This window comes from Eubacterium sp. AF16-48, assembly GCF_003479405.1.
In the GTDB taxonomy this organism is placed as follows: Bacteria; Bacillota; Clostridia; order Lachnospirales; family Lachnospiraceae; genus Eubacterium_G; species Eubacterium_G segne.
Map to the genome: position 1 here is coordinate 102,819 of NZ_QUHB01000006.1, position 19,480 is coordinate 122,298.

Annotated in this window: 13 protein-coding genes; 4 read left to right on the forward strand and 9 right to left on the reverse strand. The window is 34.8% G+C overall.

The features are described 5' to 3' along the window. Positions 1-3 precede the first annotated feature (3 nt). The 3 genes from DWW68_RS08320 to DWW68_RS08330 are packed head-to-tail and all read right to left on the reverse strand — an operon-like array spanning position 4 to position 3,050. Positions 4-1,914 (reverse strand): DNA topoisomerase subunit B, encoded by a 1,911-nt coding sequence (locus DWW68_RS08320; RefSeq protein ID WP_021953777.1) that lies wholly within the window; start codon positions 1,912-1,914, stop codon positions 4-6. 18 nt (positions 1,915-1,932) lie between these two features. Next, entirely contained in the window at positions 1,933-2,598 is a 666-nt protein-coding gene (locus tag DWW68_RS08325; RefSeq protein ID WP_118589372.1) for a histidine phosphatase family protein, read from the reverse strand. A gap of 41 nt (positions 2,599-2,639) precedes the next feature. Next, positions 2,640-3,050, reverse strand: a complete 411-nt coding sequence (locus DWW68_RS08330) for a GNAT family N-acetyltransferase (RefSeq protein WP_118589373.1) — start codon at positions 3,048-3,050, stop codon at positions 2,640-2,642. A 224-nt stretch (positions 3,051-3,274) separates the two neighbouring features. Here DWW68_RS08330 and DWW68_RS08335 point away from each other — a divergent pair, with 224 nt between their 5' ends. Then, positions 3,275-3,952 carry a Pr6Pr family membrane protein gene (locus tag DWW68_RS08335; protein ID WP_118589374.1) on the forward strand — a complete coding sequence of 226 codons (678 nt, stop codon included), beginning with the start codon at positions 3,275-3,277 and terminating at the stop codon, positions 3,950-3,952. Between the two features lie 67 nt (positions 3,953-4,019). Beyond that, on the forward strand, positions 4,020-5,522 hold the full coding sequence (locus DWW68_RS08340; RefSeq protein ID WP_118589375.1) for a M15 family metallopeptidase: 1,503 nt from the start codon (positions 4,020-4,022) through the stop codon (positions 5,520-5,522). A gap of 190 nt (positions 5,523-5,712) precedes the next feature. On the opposite strand, the gene DWW68_RS08345 is transcribed toward DWW68_RS08340, so the two are convergent. The 4 genes from DWW68_RS08345 to rsmH form a co-directional block, all read right to left on the reverse strand. Continuing rightward, positions 5,713-9,273, reverse strand: coding sequence for a CARDB domain-containing protein (locus DWW68_RS08345; RefSeq protein WP_118589376.1), 3,561 nt, complete (start codon positions 9,271-9,273; stop codon positions 5,713-5,715). A gap of 293 nt (positions 9,274-9,566) precedes the next feature. After that, complete coding sequence (locus tag DWW68_RS08350) at positions 9,567-10,250, reverse strand: YjjG family noncanonical pyrimidine nucleotidase (RefSeq protein ID WP_118589377.1); 684 nt, start codon at positions 10,248-10,250, stop codon at positions 9,567-9,569. Then, positions 10,250-11,254: a tryptophan--tRNA ligase gene (gene trpS, locus DWW68_RS08355; RefSeq protein ID WP_021953770.1), complete on the reverse strand. Its 1,005-nt coding sequence runs from the start codon at positions 11,252-11,254 to the stop codon at positions 10,250-10,252. Before trpS ends, DWW68_RS08350 begins: the two co-directional genes overlap by 1 nt. A gap of 84 nt (positions 11,255-11,338) precedes the next feature. Next, positions 11,339-12,403: a 16S rRNA (cytosine(1402)-N(4))-methyltransferase RsmH gene (gene rsmH / locus DWW68_RS08360; RefSeq protein WP_118589378.1), complete on the reverse strand. Its 1,065-nt coding sequence runs from the start codon at positions 12,401-12,403 to the stop codon at positions 11,339-11,341. Between the two features lie 188 nt (positions 12,404-12,591). Between rsmH and DWW68_RS08365 the strand changes: the two genes are divergently transcribed. Together DWW68_RS08365 and DWW68_RS08370 are read left to right on the forward strand one after the other, a co-directional pair. Beyond that, positions 12,592-13,071, forward strand: coding sequence for an S-ribosylhomocysteine lyase (locus DWW68_RS08365; protein WP_118589379.1), 480 nt, complete (start codon positions 12,592-12,594; stop codon positions 13,069-13,071). Between the two features lie 500 nt (positions 13,072-13,571). Beyond that, positions 13,572-16,490 carry a C1 family peptidase gene (locus DWW68_RS08370; RefSeq protein WP_118589380.1) on the forward strand — a complete coding sequence of 973 codons (2,919 nt, stop codon included), beginning with the start codon at positions 13,572-13,574 and terminating at the stop codon, positions 16,488-16,490. A gap of 164 nt (positions 16,491-16,654) precedes the next feature. On the opposite strand, the gene DWW68_RS08375 is transcribed toward DWW68_RS08370, so the two are convergent. Further along, entirely contained in the window at positions 16,655-18,565 is a 1,911-nt protein-coding gene (locus tag DWW68_RS08375) for an RICIN domain-containing protein (protein ID WP_118589381.1), read from the reverse strand. A gap of 142 nt (positions 18,566-18,707) precedes the next feature. Continuing rightward, on the reverse strand, positions 18,708-19,475 hold the full coding sequence (locus tag DWW68_RS08380) for a TraX family protein (protein WP_021953765.1): 768 nt from the start codon (positions 19,473-19,475) through the stop codon (positions 18,708-18,710). Between the last annotated feature and the right edge of the window lie 5 nt (positions 19,476-19,480).

The following is a 19,480-nucleotide window of genomic DNA, read 5'->3' on the forward strand; positions in this document are numbered from 1 at the left end:
CTCCTAAATATCCAATTCTGCATCAGTGGCATGGGTATAAATAAATTCACGTCTTGGTGCAACTTCACTTCCCATAAGCATACTTGTAATATCGCTTGCCATTTTTGCATCTTCTATTTCAACCTGTTTTAATATTCTCGTTTCAGGATTAAGTGTGGTATCCCAAAGCTGGTCTGCATCCATTTCACCTAAACCTTTATATCTTTGCAATGTAAATCCCTTATGATTCTTTCTGTATTTTTCCAATGCCTTGTCATCATATAAATATTCGCCTTCACCCTTTTTAGGCACTACCTTATAAAGAGGTGGTGTTGCCAGATAAACATGTCCGTGGGTAATAAGTTCCGGCATAAATCTATAGAAAAATGTAAGCAAAAGAGTATCAATATGTGCCCCGTCAACGTCGGCATCAGTCATAATGATAATCTTGTTAAATCTAAGCTTGTCTATGTCAAAATCATTTCCATAGCCTTCCGAAAATCCACAGCCAAAGGCATTTATCATAGTTTTAATTTCAGCATTTGCCAAAACCTTGTCCATTGTAGCCTTTTCAACGTTCAGGATTTTTCCTCTTATAGGCATAATTGCCTGAGTTCTTCTGTTTCTGGCACTTTTTGCAGAGCCTCCGGCGGAATCACCCTCTACTATGAATATTTCACATTCCTCCGGCTTTCTGCTTTCACAGTTAGATAATTTTCCGTTGCTGTCAATGGAGAACTTGCTTTTTGTTAAAAGATTTGTTTTGGTTCTCTCCTCTGCCTTTCTGATTTTGGCAGACTTTTCCGCACAGGAAATAACATTTTTCAAAGTTTCTAAATTCTTGTCAAAGAACAATGTAAGCTGTTCCCCTGTAATGTTTTTTGTAACCTTTTCTGCATCAGGATTGTCCAGCTTTGTTTTGGTCTGTCCTTCAAATCTAGGGTCAGGATGTTTTACTGCCACAACAGCCACCAAGCCGTTTCTTACATCAGCTCCCGTAAAATTATTATCCTTTTCCTTTAATATTCCCAACTCCCTTGCATACTGATTAATAGTGGAAGTTAAAACTGACTTAAACCCTGTAATGTGAGTTCCACCTTCCTGAGTATAAATGTTATTACAAAATCCTGAGATATTCTCCGTAAATTCATTTATATACTGAAAAGCCACTTCTACCTCGATTCCGTCTGACTCTTTTTTGAAATAAATAATATCAGTAACCTTTTCCTTATCTTTATTCATGTCACTGATAAATGCCTTTATACCGTCAGCCTCGTGGAAAGTTACTGTTTCTTCTTCCCCTACCCTTTTGTTTTCAAAAACAATGGTAAGTTCCGGATTTAAGTATGCTGTTTCATGTAATCTGCTTTTTATGGCATCCGCCTTAAAATATATCTTTTCAAAAATTTCTCCGTCAGGGAAAAATCTTACAGTTGTTCCTGTGTCATTTTTTCTACAGGTTCCTACCTGCTTTAAATCGTAACTGATTTTCCCTTGTTCATAACGTTGGTTATATATTTTACCATCACGCTTTACATCTACCTCTAACCAAAGGGAAAGTGCATTAACTACTGATGAACCAACACCATGAAGTCCACCTGATATTTTGTAGTTTCCGTCTCCAAACTTACCTCCCGCATGAAGGGTGGTAAATACAACTTCTACCGCCGGTCTTCCTGTCTGCTCGTTTAAATCAACAGGTATACCTCTTCCGTTGTCCACAATAGTTGCAGAGCCGTCTTTTTCCAATGTAACCTTTATTTCGGAACAATAGCCTGCTAAATGCTCATCTACTGAATTATCCACTATTTCATAAATAAGGTGGTTAAGTCCCTTTGTTCCAACACTTCCTATATACATTCCCGGTCTTTTTCTTACCGGATCTAATCCCTCTAAAACGGAAATACTATTTCCATCATAATTATTTGATGCCATGATTTCTCCTGTTTAAATTTATTTTTTTATGTCCTTCATGTTAAAAAATCCACTTCCAAAATGTTTTCTTAAAAGATAATCTTTATCCTCAAAGTGAGCAAAATCGTTTAATCTTTCAATGTGGAATGTACCCATTTTTTCATCATATAAAATATGTGAAATACTACAGTTTTCTATTTGTCTGCCAATAGTAAGCCAGTTTTTGTAATCTGCACCTATAATTCCTGTAATTAATGCTCTTAAAACCCCTCCATGGGTAACTACGCAAACATTATTATAAGGCTCTTTTATTAAATCCTTTAAAGCTTCAAAGGAACGCTCAAATACCATCCGGCAGTTTTCACCACCATCAGGGTATGGCATATCCTCTATCATCTTTGCCCGATTTTCAAGATAGTCTCCGTATTTTTCCTTCATTTCTTCATTAGACAATCCTGTCATTCCGCCAAAATCAGCTTCCTGCCATCTCTCATCAATAAATCTCGGCTTGTTCAGATGAGAATTAATAATATCAGCAGTTTCCTTAGCCCTAATAAGCTGACTTGAATAAACAGCATCTATATCATATTTTTCTAATCTTTTTCCAAGCAAATCTGCCTGCTCTCTTCCTTCTTTTGCCAATTCCACATCTACATTACAAAGCCTGCTATTCTGTCTTCCATGTCTAATTAAATATATATTCATGTTACTGCCTCACATAATAAAATCGGGTTTTATGGTATCTTCTATAAATACATAATCATACCGGGACCTAATTTCTCATTAGGTCTGGCTGTAAATCCACATTTTTTATAAAATTCTTCTCTGCCCTTTGCACACATTAAATCGAGCATAATTTCCGTGTCCTGAAATTTAATATCCTTTGCAAATTTAACCAGCCTGTCTATAATCATTCTTCCAACACCTTTTTTTTGGTATGAGGGAATAACTATTAAATCCTGAATATAGCAGATAACAGCTCCGTCTCCCACTATTCTTCCCATTCCTACAGGCTTATGGTTATCATATGCCACAACTGTGATAAGACTGTTATTTATGGCACATTGTGCCTGTTCATTGGATAATTTTTTCCAGCCTACTTCCTGTCTCAATTTTAAATATGTATCCAAATCCAATTCATTTTCTTTTAAAATCATCTTTTAATTATTATCCTCAGTTTCTGATAAAATTTATAAGCCTTAGTACCTTGAATCAATTGTATACTGAGCCCACTTTAACTTTTATATTCTACTATATCCCACACATTTCTTCAAGTTTTCCCGGAAAACTTCTGACTGTTAATATTTTTAATGCTAATTTTTCAAAAAATTAACTGTTATTGTAATTTATATAAAGCTAATAATATTAATGGGTGATTTTTATGAAAGATTTTATTAAGACAAATTTTGAATTAATTTATAGAATAACATTTATTATTGTAAGTTTTATTGGGATAATTATACATTTTGATATAAATGATAAAAACTACAATACACACGAATTTAGTTTTTTTACCATTCAAAGTAATATATTCTGTCTCGTGGTTATGTGCCTTTTGCTTATTAAACATTTTTCAAAAAAAGATGAGCGTACAAGGCTTATGATGTATTTTAAGGGTATGGGGCTTTCCTGCATAATCTGCACTTTTTTAGTGTATCATTTTGCGGAATGCCGCGTTGTATATCCAATATATGTTAAAGGACTTTTCAGTATTCCGTTAGAAAGCCTTCTGGCTCATTACGTGTCCCCCCTTATGTATATTCTTGATTGGATTTTATTCCAGCCTAAAGGATATTTTAAACTTTACCATGTTTTTACGTGGCTTGCCTTCCCTCTTTTTTATATTTTATGTTTTATAACAAGATGCTGCTGCAATGCTCCGTCAGCATTTCTTTTAGTGCCTAAATATCCTTACTTTTTTCTTGACTATGAAACTATCGGTTACTTTAAATGCCTTTCCTATATATTGGTTTTAATGGGAATTTTGTTAGCCATAAATGCCTTTATTGTTGCTGCTGACTATCTTATGTACAGATTTTCCAACAAAAAATCCCATTAACTGTTATTTTGTGGTACACTTTTACTATCACTGATATTTAAAATAACATATAGGGAGGATATAAGAAATGTCAACTTTCATTAAAAATTTAAGGCATAAACTTTTGTTTGCAGCATGCATTATTTTATGTCTTGCTTCATTTAGGGGTGTGTCTGTATATGCAGATACCCTGCCAGAGGATTACACACCAATTATAACCAATGTTTCTGCTGACAAATCAACTTATTACATTAGTATTGACTGGAGTGTAAAAAATAGTGATTATGAATACTTTATGATATACCGTTCCATTACACCGGATGGTGAATATGATTATTATGATACTGTATATACTACTCATTTCACAGATTACAACCCTTATATCCAGGTTACATATTATTATAAAATAGTTACTGTTAAATACGATGATAATTATGAAGATGTGTACAGCGAACCGGCATTTGCTCATGCTACTATTCCCCTTAATACAACATACATTAAGTCGGTAAAGCCGGTTAAATCTCACGGATTGCAGATTACTTTCAGTATTTCTGATGATGCCGAGGGCTATGGTTTGTATCGAAGCGATGCTCCAAATGGCACCTACACTTTAATTAAAAGTATTAAAAATGACCACTATTATTTCTACGATTTTACAACAGTGCTTTCTTTTACTGACAAAAACCTGACTGTTGGCAAAACCTACTATTACAAGGTGAGACCTTATGTAACATATCTTGACACAACCTATTATGGTTCATTTTCAGGCTATAAATATGGTCAGGCAACAATTGATGCCACCCGCATTACCAAAGCTGTTTCTAAGAAAAAGTCTACCAATACACTGACATGGAAAAAGCTTTCTGATGCAGACGGCTATATTGTATATTACTCAACTAAATATAATGGAAAGTACAAAAAGTTAAAAACCATTTCAAATAAAAGCACTACAAGTCTCACCCATAAAAAATTAAAAAACGGTGTTGCATACTTCTATAAGGTCTATGGTTATAAAAAGCTTTCCGGAAAAAATCTTATGAGCGTTGAGCCTTCAATTTATGAGAAATATTGTGATTATTTTACATATGCCAACGAATCCTACGAAAGTCGTATTCACAGACTGTTTGGGAACAGTAAAAATACATGGTATTCTACAGCTTCAAAAGCAGGTAAAAACATGAAGGAAGTAAAAATCAAGGTTTGGGATGTAAATTCAAAAGGCAAAAAGTTTACCCGTACATTCTACGTCAGAGTTCATAAAAACCTCGCTCCATCTGTTAAGCAGATGTTTAAGGAAATCTACAAATCCAAAGAAAGATTTCCTATTCATGACATAGGTTGCTATAACTGGCGTGGAAAGGGTTCTGCATCAGAACACTGCATTGGAACTGCTTTTGATATTAATTCAAATGAAAACTATATGATAGACAACGGACAGGTTTTAGCCGGTTCCTTCTGGAGGCCTAAAAAAAGCAGATACTCCATACCTTTAAAATGTAAGTTAGTTTCTATCCTTAATAAATACGGATTCAGCCGTGGTTTCTGGGGTAACCGTAAAGATTATATGCACTTTTCATACCTGGGAACGTGATATTTATCTTAGAAGAATTTCAGGCAGTTGGATTATGAAATTTTCATTTTCCAACTGCCTGTTTTTTCATTTTGCTTGCCAATAAAACTTATCTCTATTTTACGATTACATTATTCCAATTATAGCAAAAATGGTTTGAAGCTTTTTAAGGCTCCAAACCATTTTCTTTATAATTTTATTATTTACTGTTTTACCAGTTGCAATTTGTCTTTGTAACTGTACAATCAGGACATCCGCTTAATCCATACATTGACTGAACTCCCGGATTATTTACGTTAACATTGTCAAAGTTGAATGAACCTACAACAGGTCCCTGTCCCTGCTCTGCACGAATGTTAAACTTAATACCGTATCTTCCCGGATTATTAATTGTAATATCCTTAAAGTTTACATTGCTCATTGTATGAAGAGCACTTCCTGAGTACATTGTCTGAATCATAATACCGAAGTATGTAGGATCATTAATATCAATGTTGCTCATTGTGATGTTCTTAAGTTCCTTATCACCTGAGTATACCCATATAGCACCGAAGTTCTGGTAATCATTAATATGGTCATCTGAACCGACACTTGTCCAGTAATCTCCACCACATCTGTCCATTGTAACTCCATCTACATATGTCATCTTGCTTCCGAATCCATATGCCTGGTATCCAAATGAATAGCTGTTAATTGTAAGACCAGGATATGTAAGTGTATCTGCTGCATAAAGGTTCTTAAATGTATTATCTTCACCACCATATATAGCAAATGCTGCCGCTCTTCTTACACAAACTGCTGTAAGGTTAGAGTAAACATTTCCTGTGTTAATGCTTCCGCCTGCATCAGCCGCACTAAATAATGCAAATGAGTCATCACCGGTAGCTCTTGCATAACAGTTACTAATTACATTGTAGTTTGAACCGTTTGTCATGTTAATACCATCGGCTAATGTATTCTTCATACGGCAATTTGTAAATGTGTTGTATGAAGCATTCTGTCCCCAATATAAACATGTGAAATGTTCAATCCATACGTTATCAACTGTAATATGATTTACTCCTGCTGCTGTATTAATAAACTTACCTTCAGGTCCGTCACTTCTGTTTCTTCTCTTGCTCCATGCAGATAATTCACGAATCTTTGTTCCATCAGTTCCACTGTTAATCATAAAGCCTGCACTACCGTTTGAACCTGATGCAACAAGCTTTGTATACCACATTCCTGCACCAACAATATCAAGTGCTTTTCCATACAATGTAATCTGATTTGACATCTGCCATTCACCTGCCGGAATATAAACACCTGTATATGTGCTGCTCACACGTGCTGCATTTACAGCTGCTTCTAATGTCTGATAATTTGAAGCATCCACATACTTACTTGGATCCGGATTTTCTAATGGTGCTGCAACCTTTTCAAATTCTACCATATCGCAGTATACCCACTGTACATCATCAGAATCCTTCTGAATCTTAAGTTTAGTTCCCGCAGGATATGTTTTATCTAAAAGAAGCTGTCCATCATCATATAACCAATATGCTGTACTTCCACTATCACTGTATCCTAACTGACCAAGTGATGTAGGTGAACCCATATGGTATGAATAATCTGTTGTAAGATTGATTTTACCAATCTTTGTATTGTCAGCATATACACTCACCGTTCCGTTTGTTCCCTTTGGAATGGAAGCACGGAGAACAACTGCATTTGTTGCAGATGGAAGTGTAAACTCAACATATTCTCCATTTGAATCAAGTAATACTGCTGAACGTCCTGAAGCTTCACCGGCATAATCTGCAAGTTTTCTGTTTGGTGCAAGTCTTGTACCTGTTGTCTTGTTACTTAAAGCCTCTGCCTCTACTGTAACGAATGGCATGTTTGCTCCGCGTCCTACGTATAATGAAGAAGAAACCGTATTATTCTTCTGTTTAACATCAAGCTCTCCGTTGTCAGCCGTTACTGATGTTTCGATTATATATTTGCCATCAACTGCTGTCCATTTTCCTAAATCTGTTGTAATGCTTTCTCCAACATTAATCTTTCCTGATACGGTTCTTGACAATGTCTTAATAACATTTCCGTCTTCATCTTTAATCTTAACAGTAACAGTTCTGCTTGAATCAGCTGTATTCTGATTTCCCTTGTTAGATACAGTTACCGTAAAGTCAACTTCATCACCAATTCCAGGATTTGAAGGTGACCATGAAGCTATAGGAACAATGTCTACACTTTCTACTTCCTTAACAGTTATCTTACCTGACATTGCAAGTGAGTTATTGTCTTCTCTCTTTTCGATAACCTTATTATCCTCATCCACAACTGCTGATATAACATATTCACCTGCATCAAGGTTTCCTGCATTCAATCTGATAGTTGTACTTTCGCCTGGTGCTAAAGCTCTAAATTCTGCTGCACAAAGCTTTTTGTCATCCTTATAGAATGTAATAGTTGAATCCTTTGAGCTCAATGTTCCTCTGTTCTTAACTACAGCTGAAAGAATAAGATCTTCATTCTCATAAAGAGATGTTTTATTAGCTGTTAATCCTGTAATAACGAAATCAGGGTTATCAGCCGGAATACCATATACCTCTACTTCTGCTGCCTGTCCACCTCCTGCACCTGTGTTAGATACAAATTTAAGCTGAACCTCTGATGCCTTTGCTGTTACAGGAATTCTAATCTCATTTCCTGATGCAGGATCGAATTTATAATCTGCTGCTGCAACTAATGTTGTATAACCTGTAGCATACTGTGTATGACCTAACACTTCAATTCTCTGTGTTCTTGCTCCCCATGCACTACTTGGATTTAACTTAACAACAATATATAAAAGTGTTGCATCGGCACCTAAATCAACTGATAATGTCTGATTAGCGCCTGAACCTTCCCAATATGTATCTGTATTTCCATCAAATGCATTAGCTGCAACGAATGTATGAACTGTAGATGATGCTGTTCCTGTCTTTCCCTTAGAAAGATTTGTAATTTCATCAGGATCATCCGGATCAGGATTTACAGGTTTTTCTGATGAAGGTTCCTCTGTAGGCTTTTCAGTAGGTGCCACTGTAGGAGCTTCTGTCGGCTTCTCTGTAGGTGCTACTGTCGGCTTAGGAGTTGAACTTTCTGCCGGAACAATTGCATGGTTCCAATCATAGCTGATTTCCTTATATGAGCTGTTTGTAACAGACAAAATGCTGTCATATAAATAACTATGTCCCTGAGCATTACTCATCATAATGTTCTTATAAAGATAATCTGCAAGTTTGTAAATTGTAAGAGACTTCGCATTACTATATATATATGAACCATCTTTAAGTTGTGCATATGCCCTTACATAAATTTTTGCATTATAAAATGCTGCTGATGCATTATCTCCAAACTTCATTGTCATTACGTAACTCTGGTCTGAAGAATCTTTACCATAATTAATATCACTTTTTCCGGTAATGCTGGCGCTACTGTTAATAATGTTGCCACCTACATTACCAATTACCAAATCAGTATCAGCGTTGCTTACACTATCGCCAATACCATAAATAAGTCCAACCTTAGCTGAACCATCGTTGTTTACAGCTACTTGTGATTTTGAATCACTTAATGTGTAAATAGTTCTGTAACCTTCAACTATAGAACTAATCTGGTATCCGTTAATGCTGATTGAAGCATTATCATCTGCTGCCTTAGCTATGCTGGGATAACCTGCCATAGGCTGAACAATAGTTACTGCCGTTAACACTATTGCTAATGCCCGTCTTAAAATTTTTCTCATTAATAACCCTCTCTTTCATTTTTTATAACCAAATTCCTCCCAATTAAGGACCTATATCAAACATTATAACATTTAACGTTAAACCTTTCCATAATTTTTGTTATTATTAACATAATGAAAAGGTTTTTATTTATATTTTTGTGAAATATGCACAATTTTGTTTCCTCGAGTTGTTTATTTTTTTAGTCATAATTTTGCAATCGTTTTTATTTTCTTAATAATTAGATAGAATAAAGCCTATATCAGCACACATTTATATGATGTGACTGCCGATATAGGCTTTTTCAAAATAATTATTCTTCTATTATATTCTTGATTTCATCAAGGCTTCGTATTTCGCGCCAGATTCTCACTCCCAGATTATTTTTAATGCCTTTAGGGTTATACCAGATATTCCTAATTCCGGCATTCTCGCCACCTAACATATCCGATGTAAGGCTGTCTCCTACTATTACTGTCTCCTCTTTCTTTATACCGGGCATTTCCTTAAAACACAGTTCAAAGAATCGTGCATCAGGCTTATTAACTCCTAACTTTTCCGAAATAAAAATCTTCTTAAAATACGTTGCTAACTTTGCCTTTTCTATACGGCTGTCCTGAACTACAGCTGTTCCGTTGGATACAATGTACAAATTATACTTTTTGCAAAGCTCTTTCACCGTCTCTAATGCCCCATCTATAAAGAAACTTTGATTTCCCAGACATTTCTTGTATATTTCATTTGCCTTTTCGCCTGAATATGAAACTCCAAGTTCATTAAAAAGCATATTGAATCTGCCTATCAAAACCTCCTGACGGGTTATTTCCTTACGTTCAAGCCTCTTCCAATGTAAGTCATTTATAGCGCTGTATCTTTTAACATTTTCAGAAGTGGGCTCAATGCCAATTTTCTTAAATGTTTCCGCTATTGCCACATTTTCACATTTAGTAAAATCCAGAATAGTTTCATCTAAATCCATTAAAATATTTCTTATCATTATCTGATTTTCTCTGTAAGTCCGACTTTCTTTTGAACTTTTCTTAATGTTTTATTTGCAAAATAAGCTGCCTTCTCATCATTTTCCTTGATTACGGATTCGAGATATTTCTTCTCTTTCTGTAATTCATAGAATCTGTCCTGTAATGGTTTTAATCTGCTAACAACAGTTTCACCTACTGCTAATTTGAAATCACCATATCCTTTTCCTTCAAATTCCTTTTCGACTTCTTCTATTGTCTTGTTGGTTATGCAGGAATAAATATTAATAAGATTCTGTATTCCCGGCTTGTCATCTGAATAACGGATATCCATATCAGAATCAGTAACTGCTCTCTTAAATTTACGGATAATTGTATCAGGATCATCCATAAGCAAAATACTGGCATTTGGATTTTCATCGGATTTTGACATTTTCTTTGTCGGATCCTGAAGGCTCATAATCTTAGCTGTTGACTTTCCAATATAAGCTTCCGGAATGGTAAACACATCACCGTAGATTCCGTTAAATCTGTTAGCAATATCTCTTGTAATCTCTAAGTGCTGTTTCTGGTCAACACCTACCGGAACAACATCTGCCTGATATAACAAAATATCTGCTGCCATAAGTGACGGATATGTAAATAAACCCGCATTAATGTTATCTGCATGCTTAGCTGCCTTATCCTTAAACTGAGTCATTCGGTTTAGTTCACCCATGTATGTGAAACAGTTAAGAATCCATGCAAGTTCTGCATGAGCTGAAACATGGGACTGAAAATAAATGCAGTTCTTTTCAGGATCAAGACCTGCGGCAACATATAATGTATATAAGTCCTTAGCTCTCTTTCTAAGTTCAGTCGGATTCTGCCTAACTGTTAAAGAATGTAAATCTGCTATGGCATAAAAACATTCATATTCATCTGCTAATTTAATCCAGTTATCCAACGCTCCAAGGTAATTTCCTAATGTAAGTGTACCTGTTGACTGCATTGCACTGTATAATACTTTCTTATCTCCTATCATTTTATCTCTCCTCTAACTTGTCTTTTTCTTTATAATAATATCACTAATTTAACAAAGTTTCATTATATCTTTTAAAATTATATTTTATAACTTAACTGCCCAACGCATTTTGGTGGACTTTGCTCTGGGATTCATATTACATTCCTCTCTTGAAGGTCTTATAACTTCATTTGCCACATCACTGTAAATTCCCGCTTTCTTTAACGCTTTAAAGGACTTCTTTACCAATCTGTCCTCCCCTGAATGGAATGTTAGTATGGCAACTCTTCCTCCGGGATTTAATGCATCAGGCAATTTTTCCAAAAAGTCATATAACACTTCAAATTCACTATTTACATCAATTCTAAGTGCCTGGAATGTTCTGGCACAACACTTCTTTATTTCGTCCTTACGTTCCTTTGCCGGCAAGAACTGAAGAGCTTTTTCTATTATCTCTCTTAACTGGGTTGTTGTTTCAATTTTTTCCCATCTCCGACTATCAATAACCGCCTTAGCCACCTCATACGCATATGGTTCATCAGAGTTTTCAATAAGCATCCCTTCTAACTCATCTAGCGAGATATCTGCAATACGCTGTGCCGCTGAAATTCCCTTTGTGGGATTTAACCTTAAATCAAGAGGGCCTTCATGCTTGTATGAAAATCCACGCTCCGGATTGTCTATTTGCATGGATGACACTCCCAAATCCGCTAAAACAAAATCAAAAGGACCGTGTTCCTTTGCCACCTGGTCTATATTTTTAAAATTAGTATTTATTGCAGTAAATATTTTCTCATCAAAACCTTTTTGTTCCAGTCTTTTCTTTGTTTTTTCTATTTCAATAGGGTCAATGTCAAGGCCATATATATGACCTTCACCTTCAAGACATTTTAGCATTTCCGTTGTATGCCCTCCGTATCCTAAAGTTGCATCCAATCCTTTCTGTCCCGGCCTGATTTGTAAAAAATCTATTATTTCCTTTACACAAATAGAAATATGCATACCCGCCGGTGTACTTCCCTTACTGATTACCTTTTCAATGGTATCTTTATATTTTTCAGGATTTAATTCCTTATATTTTTCTTCAAATTTTCTAGGATGAGTTCCCTTATAACGAACCCTTCTTTTATGAACTTTTGTTTCTTCATTATTAATATTGTTGTTCTGCATTTTCCTCTCCTGCATTTTTATCAGCTCTTTTATATTAACACATTTATTTATTATGTCACTGATTTTTTGCAAATTATTTGCTATATTGTAAATAAGTTGACCGTAAAGGCTTAATTAATATATAATTATTTAGACAATTAAAGTATTGTTTTGTCAAAATATTTTTGAATTATATAAGGAGATTTTTCATGGATAAAATTACAAGTTTTACAATAGACCACTTGAAACTTCTTCCGGGGCTTTATGTGTCCCGAAAGGATATTGCCGGAGACTGTGTTATAACTACTTTTGACATTAGAATGACACGACCTAATTATGAACCGGTTTTAAACACTGCGGAAGTTCACACCATTGAACATTTAGGTGCTACTTTTTTAAGAAATCATCCTGATTACGGAGATAAGGTGCTTTACTTTGGTCCTATGGGATGTAGAACAGGTTTTTATATGGTTTTAGCCGGAGATTACACATCTAAGGATATTCTTCCTTTAGTAAAGGAAATGTACTTATTTATGAAAGACTTTGAAGGTGACGTTCCCGGTGCCTGTGCAAAAGACTGTGGTAATTATCTGGATATGAATTTAAATATGGCAAAATATGTATGTAACAGATATTACAATGAAGTCCTTTGCAATATAACCAATGAACGTCTGGCATATCCGGAATAATTATTGCAAAATATTATCAAATTACTATATGAGTCTGCTGTGTTGAAAGCTATAAACATCAATGCAGCAGACTTTTCCGTAATATAATCATCGATGCTATGTTTATAATAATAATATGTTATTTTTAATAAAAACATTATTATAATTATTGTTATATTCCTTCTTTTTTTATATATTCACCGTATTTTCAGTGTTTTAATTAGTAAATATATTTTTATTTTTGTGGATTTTTGTCAAAAAACCATGAATATTTATTATCTTTTTAGTATTCATCATTATGTATATATTGTTTCTGTTTTTGCACTAGTTTTAAGTGCAGTTTGTGCAAAATCAGATTTTGTCTACTAAAAATTTGTCTAATTTTTAATTTTTTTAGATACATCTTCTTCCATATTTTCACGAAATTGATTTTTCCATATTGTGTAATTTATTTTTCAATATATAATTACTCTCTGGCACGATACCTAAAAATCAAATCGTTCCAGGAAAGGATTTAGAAAATGAGAAAAAAATTTAAGAAAGTAATGGCTTCGCTGTTGGCATTAACCCTTGCCATAACACCGATTGCCATTCCAAAAGAAGTTAAGGCTGAAAGTAATATGCCGTCAGCCGTGGATTTAAGCACCAGCCCGTATTTTCCGGAAATTGAAAATCAGGGGCGGGTTGGCTGTTGTGTAGCTATGTCTGAGGTATATTATCAGTTTACTTATGAAATGAATAAGTCAATGAATGTTCCTTCCACAAGAGATAATGTATTTTCTCCATACGCTATATACAATATGTTTGATACATATAATGGTATAGAAGGAATTGATGATTCTGAATGTTATGAAGTCCTACAAACATATGGGGTTCCATTATGGAAAGACACCAACTATGATTTTTCTACTGATAACTGTTATGCAGATAACGATGTATGGTCAAATCGTACTAACTATAGGGTTTCAAGTTATTCCTATGAAACAAATGCATCTTTTTTTAACTGTGCTGGTGCTGATGCTAAAATAAAAGAAATCAAAAAATTATTGACAAATGGAAAAATAGTGTCCTTTAGTTCTTATGCACGTAGTTGGAATTTAGGAACAATCACAGACAGCTCTAATGGTTCTTCAAATAAAGCATTAACCGGAGACCGCATTGTTTATGGTTTAGATGGACAACAAGGTCCACACCGTGTTACCTTTGTAGGTTATGACGACAACATTTGGTTTGATTCAAACTATAACGGCAAAGTTGACGATGGTGAAATGGGGGCTTTCAAATTTGCAAACTCATGGGGCAAAAGCTGGGCTAACGATGGTTATTGTTGGATGACTTATGACTCCATAAGAAAGGATTTTAATATGGTTGACAATATTAGCACCATTAATGTAGCACCTTATAATAGCGATTCTGATATTAAATTAGAAGTTGATGTGGATTCAGCCTGTCTTCATGATTCATTTTTAGAGCTTACTGCATATTCAAAGTATACAGAACAGAAATTTAAAGTTGATTTAGTTCCTTTTTATACATATAGTCAATCTGATCTGCGTAAATCTAAATCTCAGAAATTTTATTGTCGTGGTTTTATTACAGGTGAATCTAACGGAACCTTATCATATGATTTAGGTGTACTTATTCCGGAAATTAACCATAGCAATTTTAATGATTTTTATTATGAATTAACTGTAGTTGATTCCGGCAACGAGGAAGGATATACCTCTCTTAATAATGCTTACATTTATGATTATAACGAAAATAGAATGGTAGGAAATTTTCAGTGCACTAAAGAAGAACTATCTAATAATTCACAAGCTTTACCATTCATAAATTATTTATGTGATGGATATGACTTTAAAGTAACTGATTTAAAATACACAAATCACACAATTACTTCTGATGATAAAAATATTATCAGCACAGGTGATATTCTCAGTCTAACATCAACAGTGCAAAACGTAGGTTGTAGAAAAGCACCGGATAATACCAAATTAGGTGTTCTTTACACCATCACTGATGAAAATGGCAATAACGTTAATATTCCTAATGTATGGAGCGATAGTTATGTAAACAAATCAGGACTTGATGCACATAAAAGTGTTGAATTGACATCTAACGGTGGTGCAAACAATGGTAACGGAACATTTTCATTCTCTGAACCGGGAACATATAAAATTACTGCATGGGTAAATGACACAAATGATTTTCCTGATGAATTAGGTGGAAGATTCTCTTCAAACAATAAGTTTACAATCACTGTAACAGTTATTCCTAATACTCCTTTTGAAGTAGAATCATGGGATATATCAAATGCAAATCCTGCTGTAGGTGAACCTGTAACCATTACTGCCAATTTAAAGGAATCATCCGATTGTGAAATCAGTATATCTGCCGTTACAGCAGGTTATTATCAATATAAATCTTACGATTTTGCAGACGGAAATACTGCAACTATGACCTTTGATGATCCTGGAATATATTATCTCACGGCAAGAGTAAGAAGTAAAATCACCAAAATAGCTTTTTCTTACGCTTTAAGAATTAATGTCCAAGAAGCTCAGGAAACCACAATGGTAGAAGAAACCACAACGGTTCCTGAAACTACTACTGTTGAGGAAACTACTACTGTTGAGGAAACTACTACTGTTGAGGAAACAAAGCCTTTAACAGTTGGTAAGCTAACCAGTGACACACTGACAAATACGAATAATAAAGTTAAGATGAACGATACTATTAATTTTAAGGTTAATGATGTCAATAAATCTAATGTTGCCACAAAAATTATCACTTATAGTCCATGGGATAAATACCGTACTCCATTGGATGAAACAGATTTTGTTTCCGGTACATCTGTAGACCTAAAGGTAACCCAAACAGGTCAGTTATGCGCTTATGCAATCGTTAAAGATTTGGATTCAGGCAAAACTACCGAAGTAAAATTCGACGATGTATTTAAATGCTATGAAACTGTTGGTGGATATGATTTCACTGTAAAACAGCTTACATGCGAAAATTATACAACAGGAAAAAATACCATATATTATTCTGATGGCACAATGAATAATTTTTACTCTAACGATATACACGTAGGAGATAAAATCAAATTTGGAGCAACTGTTTATAATGTAGGTGATGTAACATCTGACAGTGGTAAAAAGCTTGGTGTTCAGTTCCAAATCAACGGAAATACCTCTGATATTACATGGTGTGACAGTTTCTATAACCCTAATGGTCTTTTACCGATTTCCGGAAGCAATAACGGTGTTTATCTCCTTGCCTGCGGTGGTTCTGTCAATAAGGAGGGTTATGTAACATTTTCACAGCCGGGAACTTACAACATTACCGCATGGGTAAACGATACTAACGACTATGCTTCAGAATACGGAGGCTATCAGGCTGACAATAATAAGGTTACCTTCAAAGTTGTAGTTAAATAAAATATACGTTTTCTTAAAACGTACCTAAAGTAAAAGAGTGATTACATATTGCATGTAACCACTCTTTTTATTGGCCCGGAATGCGGTTATACCGCCTCCGGGAATTATTACTTAAACAGTCAAATCAACTTTACGTTTTTTGAAGGGGGGCTTCTGCAACGTAATTAATCAACTAATACAAATTTCCAAAGCTGATTTGCCTGCTGATAGTAATCATACTGTTGAACATTAGCACCACTTGCCGTTGACCATCCTGAAACGTCAAGACACTTGTTGCTGTTTTTGTTTATTATGCTTGAATATCCATCTCCAACTTCCGTCAGCCACCACTGCTGATTTGACTGACTGTTTCCACAATCCCACATCTGTACATTAGCACCATTATTCTTTGACCATGCATCAACATCAAGTGCCTTACCATTTATTACACTTGTAATGGTGTAACTATAGTCACTGTTTTGATGAATGTACCACTTTTGTGCATTTGTTCCGTTGCTGTCCCATTGCTGAACATTAGCTCCATTATTTGTATTAGAACCTGAAACATCCAAAACTTTTCCACTATGTTTATTTATAATAGTATATTTTGCTTTTTCCACTTTAATTGATGAAGTAATATCATTAAAATCACTTCCTATCCAGCTTGTATCATTAGTAATAACCTTTGTTCTTCCGCTAAAATTATCATCTGCATACAAAGTTACCTTGTATCCAAAAGGAACTTTCAAAGATGACAAATCATCGTTTTTAAATCCCTTTGCCTGTAATGATGCCAGATTATAACTGCCTTCACCTAAGGATGCCACTCTTCCTCCGTAATTAATATCCTGATATATGTATATATTCCCTGATGATGAATTTACATTGGATGTGTTTCCTGAGGAACCTCCTGAACTTCCACCTGACTTATGAGTATATGTGTAAGCTTCGGTATCCCTTGTGTATCCTGATGTATTGCAGTACGTAAACCAATATTTTACATTGTCGCCTGAATTTAATCCGTTAATAGTATATGTAGCCTTGCTTCCTGACTGAGTCATTCTTACATTCTGCTGTCCTCCGCCATTTACGGAATAATGAATGTCTGTCCACTTTGAATCATTTACATATGCTGTTGCTGAATTAGAACCTGCATAATTCATTCCCATACCATTTGATGGTGTGGAAGTTGAACCTGAATTTCCTGATGAATTTCCACCTGAAGATGTGTTATTTCCATCCACATTATTAGATGATGAACTTGAATATGAAGGATTATCCTGATATACACGAACATAATCCACTTTCATTTCCTGCGGAAATGCGTTATTGTCAATGGAAAATCCCGGCCAGTTTCCTCCTACTGCCACATTTAATAACAGATAAAACGGTTTGTGAAATTCATCAGTATCTCCCGCATTGTTTTCAATATACATCTCGTAAATTTTATTTCCGTCTACAAACATTCGTATATACTGATTATCCCATTGTAAACCGTATGTATGATACTGGGTCCTGTCAAAGTTTCCTGATGACTTGCCATATTCTGCATGTCCGTTACAATTCCAGTGACATGTTCCATATGTTTTGCTTTCTGCGTTAATAGCCTCCATAATGTCTATCTCTCCACATGACGGCCACCCCACGCTTCCTATATTAGCTCCCAGCATCCAGAATGCCGGCCATATTCCCTGACTGGCAGGAAGTGCTATTCTTGCTTCAACATATCCGTATGTAAATGTAAATTTGCCATTGGTATTAAGTCTTGCAGATGTATAATTCATTCCGCCATAAGACTCTTTCTTGGCTCTGATATGCAATGCTCCCCCTGAAACATACGCATTGTCAGACCTGTTTGTATAATACTGCTGTTCATTGTTTCCCCATCCGCTAGAACCTGTTCCTATTTCATATCCCCATTTAGATGTATCAATAGATGCCCCGTTAAACTCATCGCTCCATACCATTTTAGATGACGTTGTAGGTGCTGCTGTTACATCTTTTGACATCTTAAGTGACGTAAATGTCATTGATGACACAATCATTGCCAGAGACAATACAGATGCTGCCGTTTTCTTTAACAACTGTTTTCTCATAAAAAAACTCCTTCCTTATATATTTTTAATTTTACGTTCCAATAAATCTACTTACAGTATAAAAAATTTAAATATATAAAAAAGGGGTTAATTTTATAAAAAAGTGGCTAGATTTTATTTTATTATGGTTAATTAATTATTTTTACATAAAAATCCATTTTTTAATCATTACCAATAACAATATGTGTAACGGATAAAATACATAAAAAACATATTTGCCCTTTCTACATCCTGCTTTTCCATTATACAAAGCTATCGGCAATATGCTTAATACTCCTGCCCATTGTATTCCATATCCAAACATTCCCATATTAAATACTACATTGGATGCAATTTTTCCTATGTGGTGTTTTCTGAAAACATAGAAGCATATGATTAAAAGAATTCCTGCGTAGGAATAAGATGTATTTAAAAAATATGCCGCCCCAAAACCCAGTGCCATAACTATCAATTCAGCTAAATAATTAAGTCGTAACACACCTACTTTGCTGACTAATTTTTCAGGGTATCTTATGGCAAAACCTGTTATTAAGTCAAGTGCCCATATAACCATAAATCCGAAAAACAAGGTGAACATAACATTTTGCTTTTCCAGATTAAAGAAGCTGCCATACATCATATCATATGGAACTTCTGATATCAGTGCAAATATTCCCAGCCTTGTAGCATAACTCATCCGGTTTTTAGTATGAAAATATCCCTCAACCAACACAAAACAGAATATAGGAAAACTTATTCTTCCCACAATTCTGAATGCCTCATACATGTTTCCATAATCTGTAAGTAAAATTACCGCAACGTGGTCAAAAATCATGGTCACCATTGCTATGATTTTCAATGTAAAGGTAGTAAGTCCCCACCTGTCAAGATTAAGGTATGCTCCAATACCCTTATTATCAAATTCCTTCAACTTAT

Coding starts and splice junctions, on each gene's coding strand:
- DWW68_RS08375 (WP_118589381.1), bottom strand. CDS start 18,565: ATGAGAAAACAGTTGTTAAAGAAAACGGCAGCATCTGTATTGTCTCTG.
- DWW68_RS08365 (WP_118589379.1), top strand. CDS start 12,592: ATGGATAAAATTACAAGTTTTACAATAGACCACTTGAAACTTCTTCCG.
- DWW68_RS08325 (WP_118589372.1), bottom strand. CDS start 2,598: ATGAATATATATTTAATTAGACATGGAAGACAGAATAGCAGGCTTTGT.
- trpS (WP_021953770.1), bottom strand. CDS start 11,254: ATGATAGGAGATAAGAAAGTATTATACAGTGCAATGCAGTCAACAGGT.
- DWW68_RS08320 (WP_021953777.1), bottom strand. CDS start 1,914: ATGGCATCAAATAATTATGATGGAAATAGTATTTCCGTTTTAGAGGGA.
- DWW68_RS08330 (WP_118589373.1), bottom strand. CDS start 3,050: ATGATTTTAAAAGAAAATGAATTGGATTTGGATACATATTTAAAATTG.
- DWW68_RS08340 (WP_118589375.1), top strand. CDS start 4,020: ATGTCAACTTTCATTAAAAATTTAAGGCATAAACTTTTGTTTGCAGCA.
- DWW68_RS08370 (WP_118589380.1), top strand. CDS start 13,572: ATGAGAAAAAAATTTAAGAAAGTAATGGCTTCGCTGTTGGCATTAACC.
- rsmH (WP_118589378.1), bottom strand. CDS start 12,403: ATGCAGAACAACAATATTAATAATGAAGAAACAAAAGTTCATAAAAGA.
- DWW68_RS08350 (WP_118589377.1), bottom strand. CDS start 10,250: ATGATAAGAAATATTTTAATGGATTTAGATGAAACTATTCTGGATTTT.
- DWW68_RS08345 (WP_118589376.1), bottom strand. CDS start 9,273: ATGAGAAAAATTTTAAGACGGGCATTAGCAATAGTGTTAACGGCAGTA.
- DWW68_RS08335 (WP_118589374.1), top strand. CDS start 3,275: ATGAAAGATTTTATTAAGACAAATTTTGAATTAATTTATAGAATAACA.